Genomic DNA, 19,026 nt, shown 5'->3' on the forward strand with positions numbered 1-19,026 from the left:
GATCCGCTCTCTGCTCGACAAGCAGCGAAAGGAACCACCATCATGCGCAAGCTCAAGCTCCAGGTACAGACCTCCGTCGACGGCTACATGTCCGGCCCGAACGGCGAAATGGACTGGATGCACTTCCCGTGGAGCGACGATCTCACCGCCTACGTCACCGAGCTGAGCCAGTTCGACACCATCGTGCTCGGCCGCACGCTCGCCGAGGGTTTCATCCCGACCTGGGCCGCCAACCCCGAGCACGAGACGCAGGAAGCGATCGACCTGATGAACAAGACCCCGAAGGTCGTCATCAGCAACAGCCTCACCGAATCCCCGTGGGACAACGCCACCGTCGCGGGCGGCGATCTCTCCGAGATCATCAACGGCCTGAAGGCGCAGCCGGGCGGCGACATCATCGTCTACGGCGGCGGCACCCTGGTGCAGAGCCTGATCGCCGCGGAGCTGATCGACGAGCTGCACCTGTTCGTCAACCCGACCGCCATCGGCGTCGGCCTGCCGGTCTTCCCCGCCGAGAGCTACGCACGGCTCCAGCTGGTCGGCGCCACCGCCTTCGACTGCGGCATCACCGCACTGACGTACCAGCCGAAGCGCGCCTGAACGCCCATCGTCGACCGCTGGCGGTCAGTTCGAGTCCATCAGCGCGTGCGCGGTCAACGCGGCGGCGAAGAGTTGGGCATGTTCGGGGCGGCTCGGATCGTAACCGGTGAGCGTGGCGATCCGGTGCAGGCGATAGTTGAGCGTATTGCGGTGCACGACAAGGGCTGCCGCCGCATCCTGCCGGTTGTAGCCGTGATCGATCAAGGCGCGCAACGCATCGAGCAGATGCGGCTGCCCCTCGAGCGGGGTCAGCAGCGAAAGCAGCCAGGTCCGGGCAGGGCCGGGGCGGGCGAGCTGATATTGCAGCGCCAGGTCCGCCATCCGATAGAGGCCGGTCGGCCGCTTCAGTTGCCCTGCCAGCCTGGCGATTTCGCCCGCTTCCTCAGCGGCGGCGCCGACCTCGGCCGCGGTCGTGGCGCTCGCCAGTCCGGCGACGGTGCGCACACCGGCCCCCGTCGCCAGCCGGGTGACGAAACCGGCAGGCTTCGTGGTGGATTCGTCCTCACCTGCGGGCAGCAGTACCACGCCGCCCGTGCGGTCGAAGATGCTCAACGCACGGGGGGACAACGCATCCACCTCGCTGTGCGTCAAGCGCAGCACCGGACGACTACCGCCACCGGACGGCCCCTCGGGTTCGACGAATCGGAAGACGAGCACCTGGAATCCGCCGTCGAGCGCGATCCCGAATCGCTCGGCGAGCAGATCCACCGGCTTGCCGTGCAGCAGCGCGTGCGCCACCGCGCGTTTGGCTTCCCGCTGCTCCCAGTGCAGGTCCTGACGTTCACGCAGATACGCGCCCGCCACACCGGGCGTCACCGCACCGAGGTAGCCGAGCACGAAAGGCACTGCGGCGAGCAGCTGTTCGCGCTGCTCGGGCGTCACCGCCCCGGCCGCCATGGAATTCCAGGCCGCGATGGCGCCGTGGTGGTAGACGGACAGGACCGTGTCGATCGGGACGCCCGCCCTGGCGCGGCGCACCGCGACCTCGACCAGCTCGGCCAGCTCGTCTCCGTGCGGCGGCCGCCCCTCGATCAACGAGTTCAGGAACAGCCGCAGGTTCGCCTCGGCGGCCCTGGGCAATTCGACACCGATCAGCTCGGCGGGCAACTCACGATAGTCGGGGACGGTCTGCAGTACTCCGGTGAGCATGTCCCGCGCGACCTCGGGCAGCAGCGCGCGGAAGTGCTCCGAGAATTCCTCCACGGCCTCGGGATTCGGACGAGCGGTCATCCGAATATTGTTTCCACAGACAAACCCGTCCGCACAATAGGCAGTTCCGGACAATCTGATTGGTGCACGTGGCCAAACCACCGCCCTGTCGAACGCACAAATCGCGGAACTCATTCCTTGGCATGTGAACGGTGACCCAGGCCACGGCCGCCTGACACGGTGAATCGACCACGCGACCGATGATCGCGACACACCGTGCACAGATGAGGATTTCGATGAGCCAACGCCGATGGCGCCGCTGCCGCCGCCTGCTCGCCGCCGGGACCGCGGCGGGGATCCTGTTCGCACCGACCATCCAGGTCACCGCCGCGGCCGGGCCGCCCGATCCCGGCGCCATCCGGATCGAGCAGCCGCCCGCGCTCACATTGCCGCCCGAACTCGACGAGTTCTACCAGCCACCCGCCGGTCTCGTCGCGGCGGCCGAACCGGGACAGGTGTTGCGGGTGCGCGCCATCCACCCCGCCTTCTTCGGTTTCGCACAGCTCAATATCGACGCGTGGCAGCTGCTGTACCGCAGCACCAACACCTTCGGTGCCGCCATCGCCACCGTCACCACGGTGCTGAAGCCACGGGGTCCCGCACCGGAGGGCGGACGCAAACTGCTGTCGTATCAGATCGCCGAGGACAGCGCGGCGCAGTACTGCGCGCCCTCCTATGTGGTCCAATCGGGGGCTATTCCAGCGGACTTCGTGAACGCGTCGGAGATCCTGATCCCCATCGCCGCCGGTATCGGACAGGGCTGGACAGTCGCGCTGCCCGATTACGAGGGCCCGAACTCGTCCTACGGCACCTCACGCCTGAACGCGCAGACCACCCTCGACGGCATCCGTGCGGTGGAAAGCTTCGCTCCGGCCCAGCTTTCGGGACGGGATACGCCGACGGCGCTGTGGGGCTACTCCGGCGGCACGGTACCGAGCTCGTTCGCCGCGGAGATCAAACAGGAGTACGCGCCGGAGCTGAACATCGTCGGCATCGCCGCGGGCGGCATCGCGGCGGCCGACTACGCGGAGGCCTTCCGGCACAACAACGGCGGCGTGTACACCGGTGTGTTCGCCGGAATCGCCAACGAGTACCCCGATTTCCGGCAGCTGCTGCGGGAGCGGCTCGATCCGCTCGGGCAGCTGCTGATCGGTTCGAAGTACATCCTCTGCCACCCGATGGGCACCGGGCTCATACCGTTCTACAACTACTTCGGCTCGTTCCAAGGCGGTAATCCCTTGGAGGATCCGACGGTCAAGCGGTTCATCGCGGAGAACTCGCTGGGCCAGTTCACCCCGTCGGTGCCGGTGTACATCTATCACGCGCAATACGACGAGATCCTGCCGAATTCGGGCGTCGACCGTCTGGTGAACAAGTACTGCGCCGAGGGCGCGCCGAGCGTTACCTATGTGCGAGAACTGCTGGCGGAGCACATCTCCGGTGTCGCCACCCACCTGCCCGGTGCGTTCAACTGGCTCCGTGATCGGCTGAACGGCGTTCCGGCGCAACCCGGTTGCGCGATCAGCAGCCCGGCAACAATCGTGACCGATCCACAGTTCGGCCAGGCTCTGGTCGAATTGGTGCCGACGGTGATCCAGGCGCTCGTCGGACAGGCCATCGGCGCGAACAAGTAACGAACCGCGAACAAGTAACAAGCAAGGTGGACAGGCGGGCTCGCCTGTCCACCTTGTCGTTCAGCCTGCGACGATCAGCCCGGATTCACTGCGCCGCACTACTTCCCGCGGCACCTCGACACCCGGCTCCAGATCGTCGGAGTCGATAGGCGCGTCCCACACCTGACGCAGTGGCAGCACGCCCGCCCACACACCGCCGGTCTCGATATCGGCCTCGTCGTCGCGCGGCGGGCCGGAGCGCACCTTCACCGACGCCTCGGTGAGGTCGAGCGCCAGTACGACGGTGGCCGCCAGTTCCTTCTTACTCGGCTGCCGCACCCGGTCCCACGCGCCCGGCGCGGAGTGCTCGACGATCACCCGCAGCGCGTGCAGCCGCTCCTCGCGCTCGGTGAGTTCCACCGGGCGCCCGTGCACCACCGCAGAGCGGTAGTTCATCGAGAAGTGCATCGCCGAGCGCGCGTAGACGAGCCCGTCCACCAGGCTGACCGCCACCGAGACATCGCCGGTCATGGCCGCCCGCATGTTCCCGGAGCCCGTCGATCCGTGCAGGTAGAGGGTGTCGCCGTCGCGGCCGTAGACGGTGGGCAGCACCACGGGAGCGCCGTGCAGCAGCACGCCGAGGTGGCAGATCAGTCCGGCGTCGAGCACCGCGTCCAGTTCGGCGCGGTCGGTCCTGCCACGCTCCTTCGACCTGGTCAGCGTGCTGCGCGGCGTCGAGGAAAGCGGTGTCCGTGGAGTCGCTGATTCGATCATGTTCCCAGCATCGGGGAGGAGGTGGCATTCTTGAATAGCCAATTCGTGTGCAAAATGAAAGACCACTTGGAGGGCGGAGATGGCGAACCGGATCGACGAGCTCCCGCTGGAGCTCGATCGCAAGGGCCTCGCGCCGCTATCGGTGCAGGTGGCCGACGGGCTGCGGGCCGCGGCCGCCACCGGGGTGCTGCGCCGCGGCGACCGGCTGCCCTCGTCCCGTTCGCTCGCCGACCAGCTGGAGGTGAGCCGGACCGTCGTCTCCGCAGCCTACGACCAGTTGCAGGCCGAAGGCTGGATCAGCGGTAAGCAGGGTTCGGGCACCTATCTGCTCGCGGCGCCGCAACCGACGCCTGCGCACCCCGTCATGTCGGCCGCCTCGAACGAGGCCGCCGACCTGCTCGATCTCGGCCCCGGCGCGCCGTGCATCGAGACCATCGATCCGGCCGCTTGGCGCCGGGCCTGGCGCGCCGCCGCCGACCGTGCGCCGCTGGTGCGCAAGGATCGGGCGGGCGAACCGGACTACCGCACCGCCGTCGCCGAACATCTGCTCCGGCACCGCGGCTTGACCGCGGGCAGCGACACCGTGGTGCTCGCCACCGCCGGAAGTAGTTCCGCGGTAGGCGAATTCGCGGCCGCGATACTGCGGCCGGGTGACCGTGTGGCGATGGAGGATCCGGGCTACCAGCGCGCGGTCGGCGCGTTCCGTGCGGCGGGCGTGCAGGTGCTGCCCATTCCGGTCGATGCGCAAGGCCTGCGGGTCGATCAGCTTCCCGCCGATATCCGGGCGGTGTATTGCACTCCGGCACACCAGTTTCCGCTGGGCGGGCGGATGCCCGCCGCACGCCGGGTGCAGCTCGTCGAATTCGCCAGGCAGCGCGGCGTACTGATCATCGAGGACGACTACGACGGCGAATTACGCTACGACACAGCGCCATTACCACTGCTCGCGGCACTGGCCCCCGATGTGGTCGTCCATCTCGGCACCACGAGCAAGATCCTGTCGCCGAGCCTCGGCGCGGGCTGGCTGGTCGCCACGCCGGGTATCGCCGAAGCCGTACTGGCACACCGGGAACGCACCGGCACCAGTCCCGGTCCGGCGGGGCAGCAGGTGCTCGTCGAATTAGCGCGCAACGGCGATCTGGCCCGGCATCTGCGCAGGCTGCGCCGCGAAATGCCGCCGCGCCGCGCGGTGGTCGTCGACGCGCTGCACCGGCGCGGCCTCGAGGTGATCGGCGACGATGCGGGCTCACACGTCGTGGTGCCGCTCCCGTCGGCGGCGGCCGAGGAGCGGGTCTGCGGCATGGCCAAGCGGCGCGGCGTCTACCTCGACGGGCTCGCCCGCCATCACCTCGGCGACGAACACACCTTCGGCGTCGCCCTCGGCTACGCGGCGCTGCCCGAGTCGGTGCTCACCGCGGCCACGCGCATCGCGAGCTACTGCCTGTCGCGGCCGTAGAGTGGTGCGCATGACCGAACAGGACATCCTGGGCCGTATCAAGGAACTGGTCGACCACGAGCACGAACTGCGCGCGCAGGCGACCCGCGGCGAACTCGATCCGAAGACCGAGCGCCAGCGCCTCGCCGAGCTGGAGGTCATGCTCGACCAGTGCTGGGATCTGCTGCGGCAGCGCCGCGCGCGCATCGATAAGGGCGATTCGCCGGACGACGCCCAGGTGAACACCGCCAAACAGGTCGAGGGCTATCTCCAGTAATCCCCCGGTGACCACCGAATACGAGACGACCGACTACGACGTCATCGTCCTCGGCGCCGGACCGGCCGGGGAGAACGCCGCGGCCTACGCGATCGCGGGCAGCGACCGCACCGCGGCCATCGTGGAACGCGAGCTGGTCGGCGGCGAATGTTCCTACTGGGCCTGTATGCCGAGTAAGGCGCTGCTGCGGCCGGGCCATGTCCTGGCGAACGCGCGGGCGATGGACGGGATCACCGCGTCCGGCCTCGATGTCGACGCGGTGTTGCGGCGGCGTGACTCGTTCGTGCACGACCACGACGACGCGTCGCAGGTGCGGTGGGCGAACGACAATCGCATCGACGTCATCCGCGGCACCGGCCGACTCGCCGGTGAGCGGCTCGTCGAGGTCGGCGGCCGTACCCTGCGGGCCGGGCTCGCCGTCGTACTTGCCACCGGGACCACCGCGAACGTGCCCGATGTGCCCGGTTTGCGCGCCGCGCTGCCCTGGATCTCGCGCGACGCGACCAACCTGCACGAGGTGCCGGACCGCGTGCTGATCATCGGCGGCGGCGTGGTGGCCTGCGAGGCCGCGACCTGGCTCGCCACACTCGGCGCGCGGGTCACCGTCGCGGTGCGCGGGCGGGCGCTGCTCGCCGCCGCCGAACCGTTCGCCGGGGAGCGGGTGGCCGCCGGACTCGAATCCGCGGGCGTGCGTGTGCTTTTCGGCACCTCGCCGGTGCGCGTCGACCGGCCGGACGCCAAGGACACCGGCGAGGGGCGCATCCACGGCGGCCCGGCGACAGTCGTGCTGGACGGGCCCGCGGGCGAGTCGACCATCGAGGTCGACGAGATCGTCGCCGCCGCCGGACGCGCGCCCGCCACCGCCGATCTCGGGCTCTCGGCGGTCGGGCTGCCGGAAGGCCCGGTGACGGTGGACGATCACCTCACCGTGCCCGGCTCCGACTGGCTGTACGCCGTCGGCGACGTGAACGGCCGGGTCGCGCTGACGCACATGGGCAAATATCAGGCCAGGGTGTGCGGCGACGTGATCGCCGCGCGTGCGAAAGGGCGCACGCTCACCGACGCCCGGTATGCGGCGAGCGCCGATCATCAGCAGGTCCCCCAGGTCGTGTTCACCGCACCGGAGGTGGCCTCGGTCGGGCTGACCGAGGCGGCGGCGCGGGACGCCGGATACAACGTGGAGACGGTCGAGCTCGATATCGCCGTGGCCGGATCGGCGCTGGCGCGCAACGACTTCGACGGACGGGCCAAGCTGGTCATCGACCGTGCCGCCGATACCGTGCTCGGCGCCACCTTCGTCGGCCCCGACATGGGTGAACAGCTGCACGCGGCGACCATCGCCGTGGTCGGCAGGGTGCCGATGGCAACCCTGTGGCACGCGGTGCCCGCCTATCCGGCCGTGAGCGAATTCTGGTTACGTCTGTTGGAGGCACGGCGGGCCTAGATACCATCGGAAAGATGGTGGCATCGACAGATATCCAGACCGCCGACGGCATGGTCCGCGGGCGTCGGGGCCGCCGCGTGCTGCGCTGGCGGTCCATTCCCTACGCCGCACCTCCGGTAGGAGACCTGCGATTTCGCGCGCCACAGCCGGTCACGCCGTGGGCGGGGGTTCGCCAGGCCACCGAATTCGGCTTCGCCGCGATGCAGCACAGGTCCGGCGCGCGGATCGGGCCGCGCCGCTATCAGCCGACGCACGAGGATTCGCTGACACTGAATGTCACCGCACCGGTGACACCCGCCGATCGGCCGCGGCCGGTCATGGTGTTCATCCACGGCGGCGGGTACCTCATCGGCACATCGGCGCTCGCGCTGTACTCCGGTGCCCGGCTCGCGATCGGCGGCGATGTGATCGTGGTGTCGCTGAACTACCGGCTCGGCGCCTTCGGCTACGTCGATTTCGGCGAATTCTCCACGGCGGAGCACACTTTCGACTCGAACCTAGGTTTGCGCGATCAGGTGGCCGCCCTGGAATGGGTGCGGACCAATATCGCCGCGTTCGGCGGCGATCCAGGCAACGTCACCATCTTCGGCGAATCCGCTGGCGCGCACGCGGTATTGAGCCTGCTGGCCACCCCGGCGGCCAAGGGATTGTTCCACCGCGGCATCGCGCAGAGCCCGCCCGCCGACTGGGCCGTCGGCGCGCACGACGCGCGGGTCTTCGCGCGACGCTGCGTCGACGCGCTCGGCGCGACCGCCGACGATGCCGCGACCGCCCTGATTCGCGCCGACGCCAACGACATTCGCCGCGCCGTCGACCGGGCCATCAATACCGTGATGCGGGCACAGCCCGGCGTGTTCACCGCGGTACCCACCGTCGACGGCGACTATCTGCCGCAGGCGCCGATCGACGCACTGCGCGACGGCACCGCACACCGGGTGCCGCTGATCATCGGCACGAACCGGGACGAGGGCACGCTGTTCGATCGGTTCGCCGACGAACTGCCGACCAAACCCGAGCGCCTGCGCAAGGCGCTCGGCCCGGACGGCGCGGAACTCGAATCCCGCATCGCCGCAGCCTATTCCGGCTATCCGGAGCCGAAGGCCGCGGTGCGCGCCGGTGGCGACTACACCTTCTGGCGGCCGTCGCTGCTCGCTATGGAGGGGCACAGCCGTTATGCGCCGACCTACGCCTACCGCTACGACTTCGCCCCGCGCGCACTGCATCTCGCCGGTCTCGGCGCCACCCACGCCACCGACCTCATCCCCGTCTTCGGCGCCACCGACAACGCGATCGGCCGCGCCTTCACCGCCGCGGGCGGCCGCCGCGGCCTGCGCGCCGTGACCCGTCAGTTCCAGGACAACTGGCTCACCTTCGCGCACACCGGTACACCGCTGCCCTCCTGGCCCGCCTACACCGAAGAGCGCCGCACCACCCTGATCATCGACGACCCCACCCGCCTGGTCCACGATCCGGACCAAGCCAAACGCCTGGCCTGGCAAGGCATCCGCGTCCCCACCCTGACCTAGCACCACCGCTGAGACCTAAGCGCCACCGCTGAAGTAATCGGATTCCATCGAGCGCAGTCAAATGGCCCCCAATTGCGGCGTGTCACAAGGCCATTCGACTGCACTCGACAGATCTCTCCATCTCGAGAACGGCATGAGGCAGTCAAGCCCCGCTGACATCGCACCACCGAGCACAGTCAAATGGCCCCTGGTTACGGCGTGTCGAAGGGCCATTTGACTGCGCTCGGCGGACGGGGCGCAGCTAGTGGCGCAACTCGGCTCCTGGCTATTTGAGGAGGCGGGACATGCGGCGGTCGGCGAGGATTTTGCCGCCGGTTTGGCAGGTCGGGCAGTACTGGAAGGAACGCTCGGCGTAGGAGACCTCGCGGACGGTGTCGCCGCAGACCGGGCACGGGAGGCCGGTGCGGGCGTGGACCCGCATGCCGGAACGCTTTTCGCCCTTCAGGCGGGCGGCGTCCTGGCCGACCGAGCGCTGGACGGCATCGGAGAGCACGTCGCGCATCGCGGTGTACAGCTGCGAAACCTTCTCGGCGGGCATGGTTTTCGTATTGGCGAACGGTGAGACCTTGGCGGCGTGCAGTATCTCGTCGGAATAGGCGTTGCCGATGCCCGCGAGCAGGGTCTGATCGACGATCGCGGTCTTGATCCGCTGCGAGGCGCCGCGCATGATCTCGGTGAACTGGTCCTCGGTCACCTCGAGCGCGTCCGGCCCGAGCCGCGCGATACCGGGCACCAGCTTCGGGTCCTCGACGATGTACACCGCGAGCCGCTTCTTGGTTCCGGCCTCGGTCAGGTCGAACGCGGGCGTCGCGCCTTCGAGGGTGAAGAAATGCACCCGCAGCGCCAGCGGGCTCTTGCCGCCGGGCTTCGGCGGCGTCTGGCTCGGCTCGTCCACCCACCGCAGCCAGCCGCCCCGCGACAGATGGGTGATCAACCACAGCCCACCGCAATCCATCCCGAGGAACTTCCCCCATCGCCCCGCCCCGGTCACATCACGGCCTGACAGCGCGGTCACCGGCGGATCGAACGTCTTCACCGCGCTCAGCGCCCCCACATCGACGCGCCCCACCACCGCGCCGACCGCATGCTCCCGCAGGAACTGCGCCAACGCCTCCACTTCTGGCAGCTCAGGCACGATCCCCAGGCTACCCGGCACCACCGACACCCGCCGGACTACACAACGCCGCTCAACTCGCGGGGCTGCGACGTCCCGTCAGCGAGTCGAGGTCGAGAGTCAGCGGAAACGGAGTATCGATCGAGACAACACCGGTGGTGCGCGGCGTGATGTGGTACGTACCGGCGCTATCGAGGGTGTACACGGTGAGACCGGCGGGCTCATCATCCACGTTCGGAATGTCGATAACCCAGTAGTGGGCGATGCCATTCGCGGCGTATTCGCCTGCCTTGATCGAGTAGTCCCGCACAGCGGACTCGCCGGAGGAAGCGATTTCGATCGCGATCGCGATCTGCTCGCTACGGATTCGCACCTGTTCGTCGACCTCGACCGGCGCGACGACAACATCGGGAACACGACGTGGCGAACGGCCCTTCGGGAGTTCGGTCTCCAGCTCGGCGAAAGCCTCCAACCCTTCCGGCAGCTGGCTATCGAGCTGAGCGAGCAGACGTTTGATGGCACGGCTCTGTGGCGGTGCGGGTCGGGCGTTCACGAGCAAGAGTCCATTCTCGATCTCGTAACGATGGCTGGTGTCGATGGGCAGAGCGTCGAATTCTGCCACGCTGATCGGCTGCCCGTCCGAGATCGGCACCGTCTCGACCGCCATCGTCCGCCTCCGTGTGCTCGTGTCGATGTCATGACCGCCCGACGCTGCTGTCATGCACCCCGCATCACATCATCGCACTTCAGCGGACGGCCTGGTGATTCACGGCGGACGGGGCCGCGGGGCGCAGGAGGTAGATGTCCATGATCCAGCCCTTCTCCGCGCGCAGGCGGGTGCGGGTTTCGACGATGGTGGTCGCCACCTCCGACAGCGGCCCCTCGAGCAAGGTCTCGTCGGGCATACCGAGGTAGGCGGCCCACCAGATGTGGACGTCGCCGGGGAGGTCGGTGAAGGCGCAGTCGCCGTCGAGCATCACCACGGTCGAGCCGGGGCCGAGGCCTTCTTCGCGCAGGCGGCGGCCGGTGGTGATGTGTACGGGTTCGCCGATGCGGTGCAGGACGGTGCGGTGACGGGCGGCCAGTGCGTGCACGCTGGTGACGCCGGGGATGACCTCGACATCGAAGCTCTGCTCGGCGAGTACCCGGTCGATCATGCGCAGTGTGCTGTCGTACAGGGCGGGATCACCCCAGACGAGGATGCCGCCGACGCCGTCGACCTCGGCGAACGCCGCGGCGAGCAGTGCGGCGCGGCGCTCGTGCCAGTCCTCGACGACACCCCGATAGTCGGCGGGCGTGCGGTCGCGCGGCGGATCGGGGATCTCGACGACCTGATACGGATGCCGCAGATGTTCGGCGAGTATCGCCGTGCGCACCTCGACCAGCTCCCGCTTCTCCGCGCCCTTGCCGATGACGAAGAACACCTCGACCTGTCGCATGGCCTTGATGGCCTGCATCGTCACCTGGTCGGGGTCGCCCGCGCCGATACCGATCACGTAGAGCTTGCGCATACGCGGAGAGCTTGCCAGGCCGGACCGGCAGTAAGGTTGGCAGGCGTGGCGACCACAGATACCCAGTACGAGGACCTGCTCCGCCTGGTGCTGGAGTCCGGCACGGCGAAGGCGGACCGCACCGGCACCGGAACGCGCAGCGTCTTCGGCCATCAGCTGCGCTACGACCTCGCGAACGGCTTCCCGCTGATCACCACGAAAAAGGTGCACCTGAAGTCGATCGTCTACGAGCTGCTGTGGTTCCTGCGCGGCGATTCCAATGTGGGCTGGCTGCGTGAGCACGGCGTATCGATCTGGGACGAATGGGCCGACGCGAAGGGTGAACTCGGCCCGGTCTACGGCGTGCAGTGGCGCTCGTGGCCGACGCCGGACGGCACGCACATCGATCAGATCGCCCAGGTGCTGCAAACCCTGCGCACCGATCCGGATTCGCGGCGCATCATCGTCTCCGCCTGGAATGTCGCCGAGCTGGACAGGATGGCGCTTGCGCCGTGCCACGCGTTCTTCCAGTTCTATGTCGCCGACGGCAAACTGTCCTGCCAGCTCTATCAGCGCAGCGCCGATCTGTTCCTCGGGGTGCCGTTCAATATCGCCAGCTATGCCCTGCTCACCCACATGGTGGCGCAGCAGACCGAGCTCGAGCCCGGCGAATTCATCTGGACCGGCGGCGACTGCCATATCTACGACAACCATGTCGAGCAGGTCACCGAACAGCTGACCCGCGCACCGTACCCGTTCCCCACGCTGCGGCTGCGCCCGGCGCCGACGCTGTTCGACTACGTCTACGAGGACGTGGAAATCGTCGACTACCAGCATCATCCGCTCATCAAGGCGCCGGTCGCGGTGTGAACGTCAGGCCCGGAGGAGGCAGCTTGCGTAACCACGCAGGGCCGAGTGAACACCGCCATGGACGCAGCTTTGGCGTGGGGCGCACCATCGGCCTGATCTGGGCGCAAACCCTGGACGGCGTCATCGGATTCGAGAACACCATCCCCTGGCGGTTGCCCGAGGACATGGCCAATTTCAAGGCGGTCACCTGGGGCCATCCGGTGGTGATGGGCAGGCGCACCTGGGATTCGCTGCCGCCGCGGTTCCGGCCGCTGGCGGGGCGGCGCAATATCGTCGTCACCAGGCAAGCCGATTGGGCGGCTGAGGGCGCCGAGCGCGCCGGTTCGCTGGCCGAGGCGATGGAGCTGGCGGGCGGCGATACCGTCTGGATCGCCGGAGGCGGCGAAATCTATCGTGCGGCAATGCCTTTCGCGACGGAGCTGCGCGTGACCGAGATCGACACCCGGGTGGAAGGCGATGCGTACGCCCCCGCCGTCGGCCTCGAATGGCACGCCGACACCCCTGAACCCTGGCGCACCTCCACCTCCGGTCTGCGTTTCCGCGTACGCCACTACCGGCGCGCCTAGTCCGGTTCGAGCTCCGATTCGAAGGATTCCTCGATGGCGGCGAGGAATCCGGCGATAACCGCCAGCTCATGTTCGGTGTAGTCGCCCATCCGATTCCGCCACGACTTGACCAACGGTGCGTATAGCGGCGCGATGTCGGTTCTGGCCCGGCCGGATTCGAGTTCCACCAGCACGCGGCGCCGGTCCAGCGGATCGCGGGTTCTCGTGACGAAGCCCGCCCGCTCCAGTCGATCGATCATGGTCGTCATCGATGCGGTGGTGACGCCGAGATGCCGAGCCAGCTCGCCCGCCGTCTTCGGGCCGCCCTGCAGCGCCTGCAAGCAGCTCATGTCGGAAGCATTGATACCGAGCGCGCTAGCGGCAGTGTGATTCATCCGCATCCCCAATTCGACTGTGCGCCCAAGCCGACCCGCGATGTCGGTGATCAAACGTGCACGCGCGCTTGACATTCCCCACTCCCTCGGTAATCTATTCTCTAGATAATCTAGATATTAGAAAATCTGACATCTCAGCCTAGCCGTCTCGGCTCGCCGGGACATTCGGGAGCATCTCATGTCCATCCGCGCCCACCACCTGCTCACCCTCTTGGCCATTGCCGCTCTCAGTGCGAGCGCCTGCGCCGACGATGCCGATCCCGGCCCCGCCGCCCGCCCCTATCTGGGCAAATGGAACTACGACCAGCCCGACTCCGCCGCGGCGATCAATATGGCCACCCTCGAGCTGCCCAACGGGCCGCAGCGCGCACCGCAGATCGGCGATGTGGTCTACACCTTGGAACCCGGAAATACGCTGGGCGACACCGTGATCGGCCGCACTGATGTCGGCTGCACCTGGCGCTTCCGCGTCGATCGCGACGCGATGCGGCTCGACCCGCCCGCTCAGCTGTGCCACAACCCCACCTCGAACATCGCCTACACGATCACCTCGTGGACAGCCACTGTTTCCGGCAACCACATGAGCGAGTCCATCACCGCGAAAAGCCACCGCCCCGACCGCGATCTCGACTTCGCCCTCGAGAAGGGCGCACGCACTCGCACCGCGGAGGCCGACGCGGCGGGCGTCGCGGCGTTCGTCGGCACCTGGACCTACGACCCCGCCGAGCCGGCCACCCGACGCAACCTCCGCACGATCCGGGGCCCGGGGCCGGGCATCACCGAAATCCCGGAACGGGGTGCCGTCACCATCACCGCCGACTACGACAACCGCATCACCGCGCGCACCAGCGACGGCTGCGCCTGGACCCTACTCACCCGAGGCAATACCGCCAAGCTCGATCCGCCGGTGCAGACATGCCCGCGTCCGGCGGGCGCCACCATCACGCTGCGCTCCTGGACCATCGCCACCGACGGCAGACGCCAGGACGCCGCACTCATGGGTACCGACGAATCCGGCGCGGCGTTCGCGCTCATGGCTGGCAACCTCACCAAGGCGCAGCAAACTTCTCGCATCCCTTTTTCTTATGGACGCAACGGTATTCGCCAGGAGAACACGCCGGACGGGGGGCACACCAATCAAACCCGTCCCTTGGCACCGGACGGTCGGGCATACTCCTGAATATCAGCCCGTGACACCCGCCTGGGACAGGTCGGTGTGCACTGCGAAAGGCGGTCCATGGACAAGAAATCGCTTACTGCGGTAGCTCGCCAACAACTGAAGTTGGCCGCCACCGCCACGAGCGGGCGCAGTTCGCAAACTATCTACGGCGGTCACGCGCACGCGCTGCGCCAGACCGTCGTCGGTCTGAGCGCGGGCCAGAGTCTGGCCGAGCACGATAACGCGGGCGACGCGACGCTGCTCGTACTCAGCGGCACGCTGACGCTGATCAGCGGGACCAACGAGTGGAAGGGTTCGGCGGGCGATCTGCTCGTGGTGCCCAAGGCCAGGCACAGCGTCAAAGCGGTGGATGACGTCGCTTTCCTGCTGACGGTCGCCAAGCAATAGCCGACGCGGCCATACCGCGTGGGCGGTATCCACGCCGGGGGTTCTAGGCTGGAGCCCATGGGTGAGCCGCAGCCGATCCTCGAACCGCTCACACCGGCCGCACTGTTCCTCGTCGCGACCATCGACGAGGGCGGGGAAGCGGCGGTGCGCGATCTGTTGGCCGATATGCCCGGTTTACGCCGCTCCGTGGGCTTCCGGGTGCCTGGCGCCGGGCTCGTCTGCATCACCTCGATCGGCTCCGCCGCCTGGGATCGGCTTTTCGCCGGTCCGAAACCCGCTGAGCTGCACGACTTTCCGGGTTACGCCGGGCCGAAACACCAAGCGCCTGCCACCCCGGGCGATCTGCTGTTCCACATCAAGGCCGAAACACAGGACGCCTGCTTCGAATTGGCGATGGCCATCGGCGAACGGCTGTCCGGCGCGGCCACCTTCGTCGACGAGACCACCGGTTTCCGCTACTTCGAGCAGCGCGATCTGCTCGGCTTCGTCGACGGCACCGAGAATCCGGAGGGCGCACTCGCCGCCTCGGTCGCGCTCATCGGTGACGAGGATCCCGAATTCGCCGGGGGCAGTTACGTGATCGTGCAGAAGTACCTGCACGCGATGCCGCAGTGGCGCGCGCTGCCGGTATCGGAGCAGGAGCGCGTCATCGGGCGGACCAAACTGGAGGATTTCGAACTCGCCGACGCGGACAAACCGGCGAATTCCCATGTCGCGGTGAACACCGTGATCGATGCGGACGGCAACGAGCGCCAGATCCTGCGCGCCAACATGCCGTTCGGCAGCGTGCGCGACGGCGAATTCGGCACGTACTTCATCGGATACGCGGCGACACCGAGCGTCACCGAGACCATGTTGGAGCGGATGTTCCTCGGCACCGAGGACGCCACGCACGACCGGATCCTGGATTTCTCCACGGCCGTCACCGGCACCCTGTTCTTCACGCCTGCCGACGGCTTCTTCGACGCACTGCCCGATGCGGCGGCGACCCCGGCCGGGGAATCTTTGCCGGCCGATAACGTTCGAAGCAATGGTGACGTGCGGACCAACGGCGACGGCTCACTGGACATCGGCACGCTGAAAAGGAGCATTCACTCATGAACAACCTTCATCGGGAACTCGCGCCGATCACCGCCGAGGCGTGGCAGGCGATCGAGGAAGAGGCGACCCGCACCTTCAAGCGGCACATCGCAGGCCGCCGGGTGGTCGATCTGTCCGGTCCGCACGGCGTCGACTACTCCGCGGTCGGGCTCGGTTACACCACGCCGATCGCCGCGCCGGACGAGGGCGTGCACGCCCGCCAGCGCGTGGTCGCGCCGCTGGTCGAGCTGCGGGTGCCGTTCTCGCTGTCGCGCGATGAGCTCGACAATGTGGAGCGCGGCGCCAAGGACACCGATCTGGACGCGGTGAAGGATGCCGCGAAGCGGATCGCGTTCGCCGAGGACCGGGCCATTTTCGAGGGCTACGCGGCCGCCAATATCACCGGTATCCGCGCCAGCTCGTCCAATCAGCCGATCAAGCTGCCGGCCGAGCCGCAACTGGTACCGGAGGCGGTCACCCAGGCGCTCACCGCGCTGCGGCTGGCCGGAGTCGACGGGCCGTACTCGGTGCTGCTGAGCGCCGACCTGTACACGGCGGTCAGCGAGACCTCCGATCACGGCCACCCGATCCGCACCCATATCGAGCGCCTGATCCCGGACGGCGAAATCATCTGGGCGCCGGCCATCGACGGCGCGTTCGTGCTGACCACCCGCGGTGGCGACTTCGATCTGCAACTGGGCCAGGACCTTTCGATCGGCTACCTGTCACACGACGCCGATTCGGTGCACCTGTACTTCCAGCAGAGCCTGACCTTCCTGACCTACACCGCCGAAGCAGCGGTCGCGCTGGAGGCGTAGCGGCTCCCTACCGACCTGACCGATTCGCCCGCCCGGCCGCGCGCCGGACGCGAGAATCGGTGCCGAAGGAGGAGTCGGTATGGAAACGATTGTGTCGGTCACGGGTGGCAAGGTGCGCGGCGTCACCCGGGACGGAGTGAGCGTCTTTCTCGGTATTCCCTATGCCGCGGCGCCGGTCGGGGCCGCGCGGTTCGAGCTGCCCCGACCGGCGCCGGAATGGTCCGGGGTGCGTGACGCGGTGGAGTACGGCGCGACCTGCGTGCAGTCGCCGTATCCGCCGCCGATCCATGCGCTGATCGGCAGCGACGGGATACCTGGCACGGAGTATCTGAACGTGAACGTGTGGACGCCGGATCCGGGCGGGTCCGGCCTGCCGGTCATGGTGTGGATCCACGGCGGGGCGTTCACTCGCGGATCCAACGCGCGAAAGATCTACGACGGCAGCGCGTTCGCCCGCGACGGCGTGGTGCTGATCTCGATCAACTACCGGCTCGGCATCTCGGGATTCGCGGCCGTGCCCGGCGCGCCGCTGAATCGGGGCCTGCACGATCAGCTGTTCGCCCTGCGGTGGGTGCAGGACAACGCCGCGGCGTTCGGCGGAGATCCCGGCAACGTCACCATCTTCGGCGAGTCCGCGGGCGGCATGAGCGTGGCCGCCTTGGTGGCCGCACCGCTGTCGCGCGGCCTGTTCCATCGGGCGATCATGCAGAGCGGCAACGGATCCGCCGTCGCCGCGGCCGAGGACGCACAGCGGATCGCCGTCGAGGTGGCCGCCGGGCTCGGCATCGAGCCGACCGCCGCGGCATTCGGCGAGGTCGGGCCCGACCGGCTTCGGACGGCGCAGGATTCGATCGCGCTGGAGCTGATGATGAACCCGGATCCCGCGCGCTGGGGCCCGACGGTGGTCGGCAACGGGCTCGGCATCCTCAGCTTCTTCCCGGTGATCGACGGCGACATCATCGTGGACCGGCCCACCGATGTGCTTGCCGCCCAACCGGATCGGGCCGTGCCGCTGCTCGCGGGCTACACCACCGACGAATTCCGCTTCTTCACCTTCCCCACCGGTATCGCCGCGGGTATCGACGACACCACGCTGCCGCTGCTGCTCCCCCGCTACGGCGTCGGTCCCGCGGTGGCCGAGGTCTACTCCGCCAATCGCCCCGGCGCCCGCGCCGCCGATATCTTCGCCGCGATCGTCACCGACCTCGTGTTCCGCGCGGACACCACACGCATCGCCGAATCCGTCGCGGCCGCGGGCAAATCCGCGCATCTGTACGAATTCGCCTGGCACTCCGGCATCGACGAGCTGCGCGCCTGCCATGTGCTCGAAATACCGTTCGTCTTCGACGCCCTCGCCGACGCGCACACACTGACCGGGCCGAATCCGCCGCAGCGGCTGGCCGACGAAGTCCATCGGGCCTGGGTGGGTTTCGCCACCACCGGCGATCCGGGCTGGCCGGAATTCCGGCCCGGCTCGCGATCGGTCAAGGTCTTCGACTCGCCCGAGTCGACGGTGGTGATCGATCCGCGCGCCGACGAACTGCGGGCACTGGGGCACGGCGCGTAGCGGAGCTCCGCGTTCGGTGTCGGTGGGTGAGCATTTGCACACTCTCGGCCGGGTGCGGCCCAGGTAGCGTGACACTCGGTACGGCGGGGGACCGAGACACGGAGGCCGGGATGACGACGGTGCACGCTGGTGTGGTGCCGCTACGGCGGGCGATCGGCTACGCCGCGCTCGGGCTGCTGACGATCGGCGCCATCTGTGCCGCGACCGTCTGGGCGTTCGGCATACCGCGGGTGTTCACCGGGCTGGCGCTCGGCGCGATCGCGGGTATCGCCGCGCTCACCGCGCTGTTCACCAGGGATTCGGTGATACTCACCGACCAGGCCATCTACCGGCGCACCCCGTGGGCGCGCACCAGCATCGACTGGGGTCGCGTGGTCGCCGGGCGGTTCGCCCTGGACGAGCAGGCGCGCTGGTCGCTCGCGCTCGACCTGTCCGGTGGTGACGAGCGGCACGGCGAGCTGGTGCTGCTGTGCATTCCGCCGGTCGCCGGACCGGTCGCGGGCGCCTACGACCTGCGCAAACGCGAGCAGGTGAACGAAATACGGGAGATGTTGCGCCGCAAACGCGTTCCGGTGACCGTGCTGCCGGAGATCGCGGGCGCGCTGCAACAGCACTGGCAGATCGCACCACCGACGGCACGCTGACCTCGGCGCGTCGCCGAACCGCCGACTCGAATCCCCGGCACGCGGTAGTGCCCTTTCG

General features: G+C 68.3%; 20 protein-coding genes. 14 read left to right on the top strand and 6 right to left on the bottom strand.

Annotation, left to right across the window (positions count from 1 at the left end; translation table 11 throughout):
• Nucleotides 1-42 precede the first annotated feature (42 nt).
• Complete coding sequence (locus ACIG5A_RS38710) at nt 43-600, top strand: dihydrofolate reductase family protein (RefSeq protein WP_397249599.1); 558 nt, start codon at nt 43-45, stop codon at nt 598-600.
• A 24-nt stretch (nt 601-624) separates the two neighbouring features.
• On the opposite strand, the gene ACIG5A_RS38715 is transcribed toward ACIG5A_RS38710, so the two are convergent.
• Nucleotides 625-1,830, bottom strand: a complete 1,206-nt coding sequence (locus tag ACIG5A_RS38715; RefSeq protein ID WP_397249602.1) for a PucR family transcriptional regulator — start codon at nt 1,828-1,830, stop codon at nt 625-627.
• A 215-nt stretch (nt 1,831-2,045) separates the two neighbouring features.
• On the opposite strand from ACIG5A_RS38715, the gene ACIG5A_RS38720 reads away from it, so the two are divergent.
• Nucleotides 2,046-3,443 (top strand): lipase family protein, encoded by a 1,398-nt coding sequence (locus ACIG5A_RS38720; protein WP_397249604.1) that lies wholly within the window; start codon nt 2,046-2,048, stop codon nt 3,441-3,443.
• Between the two features lie 60 nt (nt 3,444-3,503).
• Here the strand turns inward: ACIG5A_RS38720 and ACIG5A_RS38725 are convergent, their stop codons facing one another.
• Complete coding sequence (locus ACIG5A_RS38725) at nt 3,504-4,196, bottom strand: pyridoxamine 5'-phosphate oxidase family protein (protein ID WP_397249606.1); 693 nt, start codon at nt 4,194-4,196, stop codon at nt 3,504-3,506.
• A 79-nt stretch (nt 4,197-4,275) separates the two neighbouring features.
• Here ACIG5A_RS38725 and ACIG5A_RS38730 point away from each other — a divergent pair, with 79 nt between their 5' ends.
• Genes ACIG5A_RS38730 through ACIG5A_RS38745 form a run of 4 tightly spaced genes read left to right on the top strand, consistent with a single transcriptional unit; the run spans nt 4,276 to nt 8,878 of the window.
• On the top strand, nt 4,276-5,652 hold the full coding sequence (locus tag ACIG5A_RS38730; RefSeq protein ID WP_397249608.1) for a PLP-dependent aminotransferase family protein: 1,377 nt from the start codon (nt 4,276-4,278) through the stop codon (nt 5,650-5,652).
• Between the two features lie 10 nt (nt 5,653-5,662).
• Nucleotides 5,663-5,908: a DUF2630 family protein gene (locus ACIG5A_RS38735; protein ID WP_397249610.1), complete on the top strand. Its 246-nt coding sequence runs from the start codon at nt 5,663-5,665 to the stop codon at nt 5,906-5,908.
• Between the two features lie 7 nt (nt 5,909-5,915).
• Nucleotides 5,916-7,352: a dihydrolipoyl dehydrogenase family protein gene (locus tag ACIG5A_RS38740; RefSeq protein ID WP_397249612.1), complete on the top strand. Its 1,437-nt coding sequence runs from the start codon at nt 5,916-5,918 to the stop codon at nt 7,350-7,352.
• Between the two features lie 14 nt (nt 7,353-7,366).
• Entirely contained in the window at nt 7,367-8,878 is a 1,512-nt protein-coding gene (locus tag ACIG5A_RS38745; RefSeq protein ID WP_397249614.1) for a carboxylesterase/lipase family protein, read from the top strand.
• 265 nt (nt 8,879-9,143) lie between these two features.
• Here ACIG5A_RS38745 and ACIG5A_RS38750 read toward each other — a convergent pair whose 3' ends face one another.
• The 3 genes from ACIG5A_RS38750 to cobF form a co-directional block, all read right to left on the bottom strand.
• Nucleotides 9,144-10,013, bottom strand: coding sequence for an Fpg/Nei family DNA glycosylase (locus ACIG5A_RS38750; RefSeq protein ID WP_397249616.1), 870 nt, complete (start codon nt 10,011-10,013; stop codon nt 9,144-9,146).
• Nucleotides 10,014-10,065: 52 nt separating this feature from the next.
• Nucleotides 10,066-10,659, bottom strand: a complete 594-nt coding sequence (locus ACIG5A_RS38755) for a Uma2 family endonuclease (protein WP_397249618.1) — start codon at nt 10,657-10,659, stop codon at nt 10,066-10,068.
• A gap of 79 nt (nt 10,660-10,738) precedes the next feature.
• Nucleotides 10,739-11,503, bottom strand: a complete 765-nt coding sequence (cobF, locus tag ACIG5A_RS38760) for a precorrin-6A synthase (deacetylating) (protein ID WP_397249620.1) — start codon at nt 11,501-11,503, stop codon at nt 10,739-10,741.
• A 45-nt stretch (nt 11,504-11,548) separates the two neighbouring features.
• Here cobF and ACIG5A_RS38765 point away from each other — a divergent pair, with 45 nt between their 5' ends.
• Nucleotides 11,549-12,352 carry a thymidylate synthase gene (locus ACIG5A_RS38765; protein ID WP_397249622.1) on the top strand — a complete coding sequence of 268 codons (804 nt, stop codon included), beginning with the start codon at nt 11,549-11,551 and terminating at the stop codon, nt 12,350-12,352.
• 74 nt (nt 12,353-12,426) lie between these two features.
• On the top strand, nt 12,427-12,918 hold the full coding sequence (locus ACIG5A_RS38770; RefSeq protein WP_397249624.1) for a dihydrofolate reductase: 492 nt from the start codon (nt 12,427-12,429) through the stop codon (nt 12,916-12,918).
• Here ACIG5A_RS38770 and ACIG5A_RS38775 read toward each other — a convergent pair.
• Entirely contained in the window at nt 12,915-13,367 is a 453-nt protein-coding gene (locus ACIG5A_RS38775) for a MarR family winged helix-turn-helix transcriptional regulator (protein ID WP_397249626.1), read from the bottom strand. The two genes, ACIG5A_RS38770 and ACIG5A_RS38775, sit on opposite strands and share 4 nt — an antisense overlap.
• A gap of 103 nt (nt 13,368-13,470) precedes the next feature.
• Between ACIG5A_RS38775 and ACIG5A_RS38780 the strand changes: the two genes are divergently transcribed.
• From ACIG5A_RS38780 to ACIG5A_RS38805, 6 genes are all read left to right on the top strand, one after another.
• Nucleotides 13,471-14,472 (top strand): hypothetical protein, encoded by a 1,002-nt coding sequence (locus tag ACIG5A_RS38780; RefSeq protein WP_397249628.1) that lies wholly within the window; start codon nt 13,471-13,473, stop codon nt 14,470-14,472.
• A 57-nt stretch (nt 14,473-14,529) separates the two neighbouring features.
• Nucleotides 14,530-14,859, top strand: a complete 330-nt coding sequence (locus tag ACIG5A_RS38785) for a cupin domain-containing protein (RefSeq protein ID WP_397249630.1) — start codon at nt 14,530-14,532, stop codon at nt 14,857-14,859.
• A gap of 57 nt (nt 14,860-14,916) precedes the next feature.
• Nucleotides 14,917-15,960 carry a Dyp-type peroxidase gene (locus ACIG5A_RS38790; RefSeq protein WP_397249632.1) on the top strand — a complete coding sequence of 348 codons (1,044 nt, stop codon included), beginning with the start codon at nt 14,917-14,919 and terminating at the stop codon, nt 15,958-15,960.
• Entirely contained in the window at nt 15,957-16,757 is an 801-nt protein-coding gene (locus tag ACIG5A_RS38795) for a family 1 encapsulin nanocompartment shell protein (RefSeq protein ID WP_397249634.1), read from the top strand. Before ACIG5A_RS38790 ends, ACIG5A_RS38795 begins: the two co-directional genes overlap by 4 nt.
• Before the next feature lie 79 nt (nt 16,758-16,836).
• Entirely contained in the window at nt 16,837-18,324 is a 1,488-nt protein-coding gene (locus ACIG5A_RS38800) for a carboxylesterase/lipase family protein (protein ID WP_397249636.1), read from the top strand.
• Between the two features lie 110 nt (nt 18,325-18,434).
• Nucleotides 18,435-18,968 carry a hypothetical protein gene (locus ACIG5A_RS38805; protein ID WP_397249638.1) on the top strand — a complete coding sequence of 178 codons (534 nt, stop codon included), beginning with the start codon at nt 18,435-18,437 and terminating at the stop codon, nt 18,966-18,968.
• Nucleotides 18,969-19,026 lie beyond the last annotated feature (58 nt).

Source organism: Nocardia sp. NPDC052566, assembly GCF_044547285.1.
In the GTDB taxonomy this organism is placed as follows: Bacteria; Actinomycetota; Actinomycetes; order Mycobacteriales; family Mycobacteriaceae; genus Nocardia.